This window comes from Apibacter sp. ESL0432 (assembly GCF_019469225.1).
Classification (GTDB): domain Bacteria; phylum Bacteroidota; class Bacteroidia; order Flavobacteriales; family Weeksellaceae; genus Apibacter.
Genome location: NZ_CP048266.1, coordinates 194,587 through 207,175, shown reverse-complemented (window position 1 = coordinate 207,175; position 12,589 = coordinate 194,587). Strand labels below are relative to the sequence as shown.

Below are 12,589 nucleotides of genomic sequence, written 5' to 3'. Positions count from 1 at the left end.
GTTATGCGAAAAAAAATCCAATGGCTTATCCCATTATTAGGAGCAAATTTATTTGTGAATGCTCAATTATCTGAAATTTATTATAACAATTACCAGATAAGCAACGCAAAGGAATTATATGAAAATGAAGCCTATAGAGGAACTCAATATATAATTAATGATTTAATTAACTTTTCTAATCTGAGATCTTATCAATTGGAAATTGCCAATTTTTACGATGCTCTGATAAGCCTCATCTTACAAGATGAAGAAGCAGAAAAGAAATTTGATGCTTTTACCAATAAATATCCGCAAAGCGTATTAACTGAAAGAGCACACCTCCAATTGGGAAATTACTATTTAATACATCAGGATTATTTTCGTGCAGCAGAAGAACTCTCTAAAGTAGCTATAGACAAACTTCCTCCTAATAAAAGAGCCAATCAATACATCAAACTCGGGTATGCTCAATTTATGAATCAGGATTTTGAAAATGCTGAAAAAAACTTGGAAAAAGGATCCTATAGCAACCAATACAAAAATCAAATAGACTTTTTGTTAGGTCATATAGCTTATGCTAACGGTGAGCATATTGAAGCTAAGAAAAAATTCACATCCTTATTAAATCAACCGGAATTTACCGAAAAAATCAAGCCTTATATGGTTCAGATTTATTTTAATGACGGTGAATATGATTCTGCCATATCTACCGGTAAAACTTTATTAGCTTCTAATCAATATCCTGAGTTAAAAAATGAGATAATAAAAATTATAGGAGAAAGTTATTTCAAATTAAAAAAGTATGCCGAAGCCGAACCCTATCTTTCATCTTATATAAAAAATAGTGCTTCTCCAACTTTGAGCGATTATTATCAAATGGGATATGTTTTGTATCAAGCCAAGAAATATGAAGAAGCAGTTACTTATTTTAATAAAATAACTGTTGGAGATATTTCTCCCATTTCACAAAATGCATATTACCAATTGGGGAATTCCTACCTGAAAACAAATAAAAAGAAAGAAGCTTTAACTGCTTTCAAAGCTGCTTCTGAAATGGATTTTGACAAAAAAATTCAAGAAAACGCCTATTTAAATTATGCGAAATTGAGTTATGAAGTAGGTAATCCTTATGAGCCTGTTTCCAAAGTTTTAAATACCTATTTAAAAAGATATCCCGCTTCCAAGCATCAATCGGAAATCAATGAATTGCTGGTTAAATCATATATTAATTCCGGAAATTTCTCAGAAGCCTCTCAACTTTTATCTTCCATACCCAATAAATCTTCGGAGTTGAAACTTAAAGAGCAAGAAGTTGCTTATGCCTACGGAGTACAATTATACAATCAGGGTAAAATAGAATCGGCTTCTCAAGAATTCGAAAAAGCCATACTTTTAAAAAATAATTCTCAATTTTATGCTCGTTCACTCTATTGGTATAGCGATTGTCAATACCAATTAGGAAATTTTCAAAATGCTATTGATAAATTACAACTTTTGCAAAATTCCGGAATTACCATACCGGAAAGTTCGCAAGTGATGTATCAAAAAGGATATTCTTATTTAAAATTGAAGAATTTCGATTTGGCAGCAGTTTCATTTCAAGAATATCTTAAAAATCCAAAGCAAGAATTTAAAGCAGATGCAGAGTTACGTCTTGCCGATGCATTATTAGGCAGCAATCAGCTTAACCAAGCAATTCAAATGTATGATCAAGCGTATACCTCTTCTATCGAAGACAGGGAATATTCTCAATATCAAAAAGCTATTGTATATGGTCTGCAAAAAGATTATAAAAATAAAATTGTTGAACTTGAAAAGTTCATTAAAGCATATCCAAAATCGGGAAAAATTAACGATGCATATTTTGAATTAGGTACAGCGTACGCTGAAACTGAAAATTATCAGAATTCAAATAACTATTTTCAGAAAGTTATCAGCTCTTCCAAAAATAATGACTTAGTGGTTATGTCATATCTTGGTATTGCTGATAATTTGACCAGTTTAAAAGAATATCAAAAAGCTATTGTAAATTATGGAACTATTGCCGATAATTATCCTAAAACCGATTATGCTATACAAGCTATTACCGGAGCTAAAACTGCATTTATTGAAAGCGGTAAAGAAAATGAATATATTGACTGGGCAAATAGAAAAGGCTATAATATGGACCGTGCGGAAGCTGAGGAATTGTCTTTTATGTCTGCACAAAAGAAATTTTTATCTAAAGATTACTCTGCAGCCTCTCAAGAATTTGCGACTTTTTTAACTAAGTTTCCAACTACAAATCGTAAAATAACCTCTCTCTATTATTTAGGAGAAAGTTATTTTCAGCTAACTAATTATAATCAAGCGTTAGAGGCATTAAAAGAAGTTTCAGAATCATCCAATGAATTCCAGGAAGATGCTTTGGTTAGACTTTCTCAAATTTATATAAAACAAGAAAAAGACGAAGCTGCTCAAAATTCGCTAGAATCTTTGTATAAAATTACTTCCAATCAGAACTATAAATCTTTCGCCGAATTAGAATTGATGTATATCTATTCCGATCATAAAGAATATACTAAGGCTAATGAAATGGCTATAAAAGTACTGAATAATTCCAAAAATCCTTCTACTGTAAAAGAACAAGCCACTTTGATAAAAGCGCGCAGTCTATACAATTCGGGAAAAATAAATGACGCAAAATCAGTATTTACAACACTTGAACAATCTAAAAACAATGCGGTAAAAGCTGAGGCCTTATACTATAACGCATTATTTAAAAATAAAGATAAAAAATACGATGCCAGTAATTCCGTAATATTTAATTTAACATCTAAATATTCTGATCAACAGTATTGGGGAGCTAAAGCTCTTCTTATAATGAGCAAAAATTATCTAAACCTTAAAGATAATTATCAGGCTACTTATATATTGGAGCAAATTATAGAAAATTATAAAGAGTTTCCGGATGTTGTTCAAGATGCCCAAACTCAACTTAACCATATTAAATAATTATATCTCGTTTTGAAGTTTATGAATACTCAATATAAAATACTGATTTTAATTTTAATAGCGACTATTTCAACCACATCAGGATATTCTCAAATTAAAGAAGAAATATTAACCATTGGAAAAAAGAAAAATCCGAATGTTAATGTAAAAAATATTGAGAAAAAGAAAACAGATCCGGATAAATATCCACCGTCTAATGAAAAAAACTCAGTAAAAAATGATTCACTAAATTATACGATTATTGATGTTCCTGCTGTTTCTGAATTTCAAACGTCTCAACTGCCTCCTCAATCCTTAAACACTGATTTTACTAATTCATATTATGACAATCATGCTAAGTTAGGTTATGGAACCAGAAATACGGTACTGGGGGATTTGTATTTTAATTATCCGATAAATAATAATTTGACCGGTATTAAATTGTCTGCACTTTCTACCGATGGTCCTAAAAACAAATACGATTGGAAAACTTCTTCTTCAACAATTGATGCAGAAGCTTTTTACATTTTTAAATTAAAAACGGGGAAATTACATTTTGCGGGAAATTATACCTATAATGGAACTAATTATTACGGTCTTAACACACCGGAAATACATGCAACTCCCCACATGAATTTAAGGCAAAATACCAATCAACTTACCTTTAAATCCGATTATGACATGTATAGTAATAATTATTTGGACAAAGCTTCTTTAAAAGCCGGATATATGTGGGACAAATTTGATTCAAATGAAACTTTTGTAGACTTAAAAGCAAAGCTGGCTAAAAGTTCTGAAAATGCAAATCTTATGCTACCCGGTTTAAATTTTGGCGTGGAAGCAGATGTATTGTTTAATTATACTTATACGCATTTCGGATTGAACACAAAAGATAAATATTCATTTTTAACTGCCGGATTTTCTCCTGTGTTACGAATTTCCAGTCAAGGTTCTTATTTAAAAGTGGGTGCTAATATTGCCTATAATGGCGAATTGGAAGGTAATAATACAAAAATTTTCTTCCATCCTAAGGCTGAATTTTTATTCAATGCTGCCAGAGAAATTAATGTATATGCCGGTATTGATGGCGGTTTAAAACTTAATAATATGTCCGACTTATTTTCGGAAAATCCGTATTTATACTCCAATCAATTGTTAAGACCTACCAATATATTATATAAAGTTTATGGAGGGGTTAAAGGGGATATAGATGAAAGCATTAAGTACGAAGCGGAAGGATCATTCAGTAAAGCCGAAAACCTTTATTTTTTCATGAGAAATCCTTATGACCTTACCTTGCCTTCTGTATTAAAGGCCTATAACCGATTAAATACCTTTAATGCTGTGTACGATGATGGTAATATTATTACTGTTAAAGGTGCTTTACAATATTTTTGGACCGGAGATTTGACTATTGGATTGGAAGGAGAATATCATAATTACAATCTGGATGAGCTTAAACATGCTTATAATTTACCAAATTTTAAAGTAGGTTTAGATGGTAATTATAAAACTTTAGAAGATAAATTAAAATTAGAAGCAAAATTATTTTTTACCGGTGAGCGTAAGAGTAATTATTTTTATTACGATCCTGCCTCTTCATCTGTTAGGGAGGGAATAACTACTTTAGACAGTTATGTAGATCTTAATCTTTCGGCTTCTTATAAATTATATAAGAATTTTTCACTATTTGTTAATGGAACTAATTTATTCAGTAAAAATTACGAACGCTTTCAAGATTATAAAGTCTTAGGAGCTCAAGTATTGGGCGGTATTTTGGTTCAATTTTAGCAAATTGATGTTTGTAAATAAAAAATTGTAATTTTTTACCTTATATGTATTAACTTAATATATACTTTTTTATGATAGAAAAATTACGCACCCTATTTGAAGCAAACGGATTTGAAGTAATTTCACGTGTATCGGAAAAATTCGGAGTACGGGCGTCTAAATTAAGACTTTTATTTATCTACTTGTCATTTATTACTTTAGGTGGGATTTTTGCTTTATATCTTACCGGAGCATTTTTTCTTTGGATTAAAGACAGCATTATCACTAAACGACCTTCGGTTTTTGACCTATAGTTTCTCTTGATTTTTCAAAGAATCTTTTTCATCTTCGTAATGGACATTGTCTGTTTTATTTATCTCTGAAGTCGAATCAGATTTCGAAGGATCTTCTTCATTAAAATATTCAGGATATTCCAATTGGTATTTTTCCCAAAGTTTTTCATCATCAGAATGATCATACTCATCCTTATCCCATTGAGGTTTTTCTCTTTTTTTACCTATTCTTCTCAACATATAAGCTAATATAAACCCGGTTACTGCTCCCGACAGATGACTTTCCCAAGAAATAGGTCGATCATCGTATATGCCTAAAAGTTCTCTGGGAAATATTCCCCAAACTAAGCTCCCATATAAAAAAACGACAATTAATGAAACTGCCAGTAAGGTTTTTTCATGCCTGAAAATTCCACTAAAAAAAAGAAATGAAGCCAAAACATAGATAATACCACTGGCTCCTATATGACAAGATAAAACGGAAGAATTTAGTAAAGAAAAATTGGGTAGTAACCAAACCACAAAACCGGATATAATCCATCCATTTAGTAAAACGAAATATGCCAATTTTTCATAAAACTGAAAAGTAAAAAATGTTAATACAAATAAAGGAATTGTATTACTGAGTATATGGGTAAGGTTTCCATGAAATAGCGGTGATAGTAGTATTCCTCTCAACCCTTTTAGCTTAAGAGGTATGATTCCATAACATTCTTTGAAAACCAATAAATTTTGCAATAGAAATACCAACCATATGGCACCGACTAATACGATCGGAACAATAATAGCTTCTTTATGGATCGGAAATTTATGCATTTACCTTATTTATAAATACAAATTTGAACAGATTGTAAAATCCAAAAATTTATCTTCTATAAACTATATACTACTAAAAACGGTAAGAAATCTCTTACCGTTCTGTTTTTTTTAACATTAATATTTTATAATATTTTTTTCCATTCTTTAATAGATTCGGTGTTTAATCTAATGTAATCTTTATTACCTTCTTTTTGAGCTCCATCTAAAGATTTCTCAGCTGAATCTATTGCCCCTTTTATATCTCCTAACTTAGCTTGAATTTGCGATTTAACTCTGTAATACCAATAAGGGGATTCTCCTTGCTTTAAATCAATGGCTCTATTGATCCAATTTAAAGCTTTCTTCATATCTCCATTAGATTGTAAATAATAATTGGCTGAAGCATAATAAGCATTAGCATCTGCTCTTGGGTTAGATAATATACCGTCAATACTTGCATTTGCTATTTTTTGTGTCGGTACATGGAAAGTTATATCTACCAAAACCTGATCCCACATAAATTGTAAATGTGCGGAATTATCTGAAAGATTATTTATTCCTATAGTAAATGATTCCACTGATTCTGCCAATTTTTTAACCGGTGCCGTTGTTTTTAAAACCACTTTTTTATCGTCCCATTTTTCAGGTGTTCCCCAATTTTCTGAATCGGAATAAAAAATTACATCCCACGTATCTTCATGGGGGATTGTATATATAGCATATTTACCTTTAGGAATAGTTTTTCCATCAATCTCAACATCATCCCCAAACTTAATGGTTGTATTTTCATTAGCTCCTGTTCTCCAGACTTGGCCGTAAGGTACCAATCCGCCAAAAATTACCCTTCCTTTTTTATTAGGTCGAGAATATTCATATTCAACATCTGTTAAACCTACCATTTGTTCAACCTCCGCTTTTAAACTTGCTGCCGGAGTTTTTACTTGTTGAGCTTCACTGAAAAGTGAAAAAGAAGAAAGAGCAATTAAAAAGATTATTTTTTTCATAATTTAAAACTTTATTTATTAGCGATTTTCGCCCAGGTATCTTTTAATGTTACAGTTCTGTTAAAAATTAGATGATTTTCTGTTGAATCGTCATCGACTGCAAAATACCCAAGTCTTTGGAATTGATATTTTGTTCCAATTTTTGTACCATTTAAGCCGGGTTCTGCAAAACCATGAATAGTTTTTAAAGAATCCGGATTTAAAAAATTTAAAAAGTCACCTTCTTGCGTATCCGGAGATTCTTCTTTAAATAATCGATCATAGATTCTCACTTCTATAGGTAATGCGTGTTTAACGGACACCCAATGCAAAGTACCTTTCACTTTTCGCATGCTTTCTTCTGTCCCGCTTCCGCTTTTACTTTTATCGTCATACGTGCAATAAATGGTTTGAATTACACCGTTTTCGTCTTTTTCAACAGATTCTGCTTTAATTATATAAGCTCCTTTTAATCGGACTTCTCCTCCTAAGGTCAATCGGAAAAATTTCTTAGGAGCTTCTTCCATAAAATCTTCTCTTTCTATATATATTTCTCTTGAAAAAGGAACTTCTCTTTCTCCCGCATCACTATTTTCCGGATTGTTTTCAATGCAAACATTTTCTTCTGAGTTTTCCGGGTAATTAGTGATTACAACTTTCACCGGATTGATCACAGCCATGACTCTTGGCGCAATCTTATTAAGGTGATCTCTTACCGTGAATTCTAATAAAGCAAAATCAATAATGTTGTCTCTTTTAGCCACTCCTACTCGTTCCATAAAATCTTTAATAGCTTCAGGAGTATATCCTCTTCTTCTCATACCCGATACGGTAGGCATTCGCGGGTCATCCCAACCGGATACATAATTTCCTTCTACTAAACGCAATAATTTTCGTTTGCTAGTAATCGTATAACTTAAATTTAATCTGGCAAATTCACGTTGCTTACTTTTAACTTTTGCCGGATCGTATACTTGATCCAAAAACCATTCATATAAAGGTCGGTGATTTTCAAATTCCAGAGAACATAAAGAATGAGAAACCTGCTCTATGTAATCTGATTCTCCATGTGTCCAATCGTATAAAGGATATATACACCAATCGTTACCGGTTCTTTGATGATGTTTTTTTAAAATACGATACATTACCGGGTCCCTCATATTCATATTCGGAGATTTCATGTCTATTTTTGCGCGAAGTACACAACTTCCTTCCTCAAATTCTCCTTCTTTCATTCTTTGGAAAAGATCAAGGTTTTCCTCTATGCTCCTGTTTCTATAAGGACTTTCGATACCTTCTTCAAAAGGATTTTTTTTCTGCTCATTCATCTCTTCTGAAGTCTGATTATCAACATATGCTTTTCCTTCTCTAATTAATTTTATAGCCCACTCATATAACTGTTGAAAATAATCAGAAGCATAACATTCCTTATCCCAAGTATATCCCAGCCATTCTACATCCTTTCTAATCGCGTCAACATATTCTTGATCTTCTTTAACCGGATTAGTGTCATCAAATCGTAAATTAACGGGTACATTATATTTCTGCCCCAATCCGAAATTTATCCATATGGCCTTAATATGGCCTACATGAAGATAGCCGTTAGGCTCAGGTGGAAATCTAAATCTTAATTTCTCTTTAGGAAAACCGTTTTCTAAATCTTCTTCAATTATCTGCTCTAAAAAATTTAAAGATTTTTTTTCTTCTTGGTGCATAATATAATATAGTTATAGACGTACAAATTTAAATCATTTTTAAAATTATTCTCCATATAATATTTTAAACGTAATAAATATTTCTTTAGCTTTTTTTTTAATCAGATAAGATTTTAAAAATATTGAAAATTTTCGATATGTCGTAAATTTCATCGGTTAAAATGATTAATTTTGTACTATGAAGGAACGTTTCATCCCTATTTTATCGGGATTAATGACCATTTCCCTTATAGTTTTTGTGGGATTGCAGATTTTTTGGCTGAAACAAGCTATAGATGCAGGTGAACAGGATTTTTCATCTCGTGTATACAAAGCACTAAATAATTCTTCCAAAAAAATTAATACTATAGAGATTAATAAATTTTACAAACCATTTACTAATTTCTATCAAGACATCAATAATCAAAAAGATTCCAGCACCATCCAAACAGCCATGAGTGTTATTGACTCTCAGTCTGTTAAATACATCATTTATAAAAAAACAATCGTTAATAAAAAGCCTCTCATCATTCCTTTTTCAAAAAAAGATACTTTAAAAATCACCAATTTACTAACAGATGAAGGCGTATTAAAAATTAAAAAAGATTCGCTTCAAACCAATATTAAACCGATTGAAAAAAATATTGAAAATAGTTTTGTAAGCCCTAAATTTACCTTGGACGAATTTGCAAGATTGAGTGTAAACCAGATGAGTTTGGAATCCAGGATTAACATGCAGCTAATAGATTCAGTGGTTAGCTTAGAACTTAAAAAGCACAATATTAATACTGAATTTAAATGCGGAGTGCTCAACAATAAACTTAAATTAACTAAAATCCATAGTGATGATTTTATCTTAAGTAATAAGTTTACTCAAAATTACAATGTAGTTTTATTTTCTGACGGAAAAGATAATACCCAATATTATTTATCCGTTTATTTTCCTTCTAAACAATATTCCGTACTAAATCCTATTTTGGGAGCTATTGGGGTAACAATAGCCTCTACTTTGGTCATTATTGCTATATATATTGCTTCCATATATTATATGTCCCAGCAAAAAAAGATTTCTGAAATAAAAACTGATTTCATAAATAATATGTCTCATGAATTTAAAACTCCTATAGCAACCATTAATATTGCTACGGATGCGCTAAATTCGGAGAAAGTTCAATCAGAACCGGAAAAGATGAAATTCTATACTTCTTTAATCAAGCAAGAAAATGATAGAATGAAAAAACAGGTAGAGATGGTTTTGAGAATGTCGAAACTTGAACGAAATGCGCTTCAACTGATCCGAAAAGAAACAGATATTCGACAAATCCTGAAAAACAGCATTAAAACTGTTCGGGTACAAGTGGAACAACGAGGGGGAACAATTAAAGAAGAGTATTTAGCAGATAAATATATTGGAAATGTGGATGGATTTCATCTCACCAATGCTTTTGTTAACATATTAGACAACGCGAACAAATATTCATTAGAAAAACCTGAAATCTCGGTAAAAACTTACAACGATAAAAATGATTACGTAGTTGAAATTTCAGATAAAGGAAAAGGTATGTCTGAAAACGTTATAAAAAAAATATTTGAAAAATTTTATCGGGAAGAAACCGGAAACATACATAATGTAAAAGGTCACGGATTAGGCTTAACCTACGTAAAAAATATTATTAAGTTACATAATGGTGGTATTAAAGTTGTTAGTAAATTACATAAAGGAACCACTTTTATTGTACGTATTCCTCTAAATTAAAAATATCATGGATAAAAAAGTAAAGCTATTATTAGTAGAAGATGATCCAAGTTTTGGTGCTGTTTTAAAAGATTACCTCTCTATTCACGATTACGATGTAACCCTATCTGTTGATGGTGAGGATGGGTTAGAAAAATTTAAAGCAGACAATTTTGATATTTGTCTCTCCGATGTAATGATGCCGAAAAAAGACGGATTTACATTAGCTAAAGAAATTATTGACATTAATCCGGATGTTCCGATTATCTTTTTAACAGCTAAAAACATGCGTGAGGATATTCTTACCGGATATAAACTTGGCGCTAATGATTATATAACTAAACCGTTTGATTCTGAAGTTTTATTGTATAAAATTAATGCCGTTCTTCAAAGGAATTCCAATTCTTCCGTTAATTCTGAAAATGAAGACAAAGAAATTTATGAAATTTCCAATTTTAAATTTAATACCAAATTACGTCAATTAGAGGTTAACGGTAAAATGCATAAATTATCTCCTAAAGAGAATGAGCTTTTAAAACTTCTTTGCAAGTATAAAAATGATCTTATGCCAAGAGAAGAAGCCTTAACTAAAATTTGGCATAATGATAATTATTTCACTTCTCGCAGCATGGATGTTTACATTGCTAAAATCAGAAAATTACTTAAAGATGACGACAATGTAGAAATCGTAAATATTCATGGAGAAGGTTTTCGCTTATTAGTGAAAGATTAACCTTTCTCAAAAACTATATGGAATAGATTATTAATCTTCATAAAAAAGATTAATAACCTATTCTTTTCCTTTACTTAACTAACTATTTTATTAAAAAACAGACGATCTTAATTATTACGAATGGAAGCTATAGATAAATCTCAAAACATCTCAGAGCTGGAGAATGAAAAACCCGGCAAACTTATTTGGAAATATGCCGTTCCGGCTATTATAGGAACTATAGTAATTGCTTTGTACAATATCATTGACAGTATTTATATAGGTCATGGAGAAAATTTGGGAGATCATGCTATAGGAGGACTGGGAGTTCTTCTTCCCATAATGAACCTTATCTCAGGAATAGGTATGCTGGTTGGAGCCGGAGCGTCTACACGTACCTCAATTTTTCTAGGCCAAAAAGATATGAAATCTGCCAATATCGTATTGGGAAATTCCATTTTATTAGCTACCGCATTAACTTTCTTGTTAATCATAGGTATGTATGCCTACATGGATCCGATACTTATTGGTATTGGAGCTACTCCTCAAACATTCCCATTTGCAAAAGAATTTTTACTCTATTATCTTCCGGGAAATATATTTTTAACGGTTAATTATGCTCTCAACAGTATCATGCGAGCATCAGGATATCCTAAAAAAGCCATGTATATGATGCTTATAGGAGTTGTCGCCAATATTATTTTGGCTCCCATCTTTATATTTGTATTGAAATGGGGAATGAAAGGTGCTGCCATAGCAACCAATATTTCCATGGCGATAGGCTTGGGTGTCGTTTTAAAACATTTTTTTAATTCTAGTTCCATTGTATATTTTCACTGGAAAAGTTTAAAACCCAATTATAAGATCATTTGGTCCATAATTAATGTGGGGTTTGCTCCTTTTTTCATGTTACTTGCTGCATCTGTTGTTGTTTTATTCATAAATAACAGGCTTAATGTTTACGGAGGCAGCACAGCCATAGAAGCTTATACCATAGCCAATCGCCTGATCATGGTATTTATAATGGTATTAGTAGGTTTAACTCAAGGAATGCAGCCTATTATAGGTTATAATTTCGGTGCTGAAAATATGAATAGAGTTAAGGACACGTTAACTTACAGCCTTAAAACCGGATTTTTTATTGGATGTCTAGGGTTTTTATTCGGTTTTTTATTTCCTGAACTTGTTGTTAAACCCTTTAATCCTTCCCCAAAATTAGCAAAAGAAGCATCTTTAGCTTTACAAATAATGACCATAACTTTACCATTAAGCGGTATACAAATGGTTATATCCAATTTTTTCCAATGTATTGGAAAAGCTGTTATTGCTTTTATTTTAAGTATGAGCAGACAATTCTTACTACTTGTTCCCTCATTATTTATTCTACCTAACTACTTAAATTTAAATGGGGTGTGGTACTCTATCCCCTTATCCGATACAATCTCTACTATTTTAGCAATAATTATCTTTTTTTGGCAGGTTCGCAAGATCAAAAACTTAATATAAATTAATATTAACAAAATGTTAAAATTATTCTTTTTTTGATTATATTTGCGATTCGATTTCCCCCTTTAATTATAAGGGGAATATGTTTAGTTAATACTATGTGATCCTAGATTATCTTAAGTAGTAAAAAACATTGATAAGTTAAA

Annotated in this window: 9 protein-coding genes; 6 read left to right on the top strand and 3 right to left on the bottom strand. The window is 31.3% G+C overall.

What is annotated here, in order from left to right; translation table 11 throughout:
* The first annotated feature begins 3 nt into the window (after positions 1 to 3).
* The 3 genes from GYM73_RS00835 (at position 4) to GYM73_RS00825 (ending at position 5,036) form a co-directional block, all read left to right on the top strand.
* On the top strand, positions 4 to 2,973 hold the full coding sequence (locus GYM73_RS00835) for a tetratricopeptide repeat protein (protein ID WP_220233834.1): 2,970 nt from the start codon (positions 4 to 6) through the stop codon (positions 2,971 to 2,973).
* A 21-nt stretch (positions 2,974 to 2,994) separates the two neighbouring features.
* A complete protein-coding gene (locus tag GYM73_RS00830) occupies positions 2,995 to 4,743 on the top strand; it encodes a hypothetical protein (RefSeq protein WP_220233833.1) in 1,749 nt (582 codons plus the stop codon).
* 71 nt (positions 4,744 to 4,814) lie between these two features.
* Entirely contained in the window at positions 4,815 to 5,036 is a 222-nt protein-coding gene (locus GYM73_RS00825) for a PspC family transcriptional regulator (protein ID WP_105296274.1), read from the top strand.
* Here GYM73_RS00825 and GYM73_RS00820 read toward each other — a convergent pair.
* From GYM73_RS00820 to GYM73_RS00810, 3 genes are all read right to left on the bottom strand, one after another.
* Positions 5,031 to 5,831, bottom strand: a complete 801-nt coding sequence (locus tag GYM73_RS00820; protein WP_220233832.1) for a rhomboid family intramembrane serine protease — start codon at positions 5,829 to 5,831, stop codon at positions 5,031 to 5,033. The genes GYM73_RS00825 and GYM73_RS00820 overlap by 6 nt on opposite strands.
* Before the next feature lie 125 nt (positions 5,832 to 5,956).
* Positions 5,957 to 6,817 carry a DUF2911 domain-containing protein gene (locus GYM73_RS00815; protein ID WP_220233831.1) on the bottom strand — a complete coding sequence of 287 codons (861 nt, stop codon included), beginning with the start codon at positions 6,815 to 6,817 and terminating at the stop codon, positions 5,957 to 5,959.
* An 11-nt stretch (positions 6,818 to 6,828) separates the two neighbouring features.
* The gene (locus GYM73_RS00810; RefSeq protein WP_220233830.1) at positions 6,829 to 8,511 is read right to left on the bottom strand and encodes a glutamine--tRNA ligase/YqeY domain fusion protein; all 1,683 of its coding nucleotides are present in this window, start codon (positions 8,509 to 8,511) and stop codon (positions 6,829 to 6,831) included.
* 178 nt (positions 8,512 to 8,689) lie between these two features.
* Between GYM73_RS00810 and GYM73_RS00805 the strand changes: the two genes are divergently transcribed.
* From GYM73_RS00805 to GYM73_RS00795, 3 genes are all read left to right on the top strand, one after another.
* A complete protein-coding gene (locus GYM73_RS00805; protein WP_160565859.1) occupies positions 8,690 to 10,246 on the top strand; it encodes a sensor histidine kinase KdpD in 1,557 nt (518 codons plus the stop codon).
* A 7-nt stretch (positions 10,247 to 10,253) separates the two neighbouring features.
* Positions 10,254 to 10,958 carry a response regulator transcription factor gene (locus GYM73_RS00800; protein WP_105296279.1) on the top strand — a complete coding sequence of 235 codons (705 nt, stop codon included), beginning with the start codon at positions 10,254 to 10,256 and terminating at the stop codon, positions 10,956 to 10,958.
* A 120-nt stretch (positions 10,959 to 11,078) separates the two neighbouring features.
* Entirely contained in the window at positions 11,079 to 12,443 is a 1,365-nt protein-coding gene (locus GYM73_RS00795) for an MATE family efflux transporter (RefSeq protein ID WP_220233829.1), read from the top strand.
* Positions 12,444 to 12,589 lie beyond the last annotated feature (146 nt).

Excerpts from the sequence above, each read along its gene's own strand:
- GYM73_RS00820 (WP_220233832.1), bottom strand. The coding sequence starts at position 5,831 with ATGCATAAATTTCCGATCCATAAAGAAGCTATTATTGTTCCGATCGTA.
- GYM73_RS00835 (WP_220233834.1), top strand. The coding sequence starts at position 4 with ATGCGAAAAAAAATCCAATGGCTTATCCCATTATTAGGAGCAAATTTA.
- GYM73_RS00805 (WP_160565859.1), top strand. The coding sequence starts at position 8,690 with ATGAAGGAACGTTTCATCCCTATTTTATCGGGATTAATGACCATTTCC.
- GYM73_RS00825 (WP_105296274.1), top strand. The coding sequence starts at position 4,815 with ATGATAGAAAAATTACGCACCCTATTTGAAGCAAACGGATTTGAAGTA.
- GYM73_RS00815 (WP_220233831.1), bottom strand. The coding sequence starts at position 6,817 with ATGAAAAAAATAATCTTTTTAATTGCTCTTTCTTCTTTTTCACTTTTC.
- GYM73_RS00810 (WP_220233830.1), bottom strand. The coding sequence starts at position 8,511 with ATGCACCAAGAAGAAAAAAAATCTTTAAATTTTTTAGAGCAGATAATT.
- GYM73_RS00830 (WP_220233833.1), top strand. The coding sequence starts at position 2,995 with ATGAATACTCAATATAAAATACTGATTTTAATTTTAATAGCGACTATT.
- GYM73_RS00795 (WP_220233829.1), top strand. The coding sequence starts at position 11,079 with ATGGAAGCTATAGATAAATCTCAAAACATCTCAGAGCTGGAGAATGAA.
- GYM73_RS00800 (WP_105296279.1), top strand. The coding sequence starts at position 10,254 with ATGGATAAAAAAGTAAAGCTATTATTAGTAGAAGATGATCCAAGTTTT.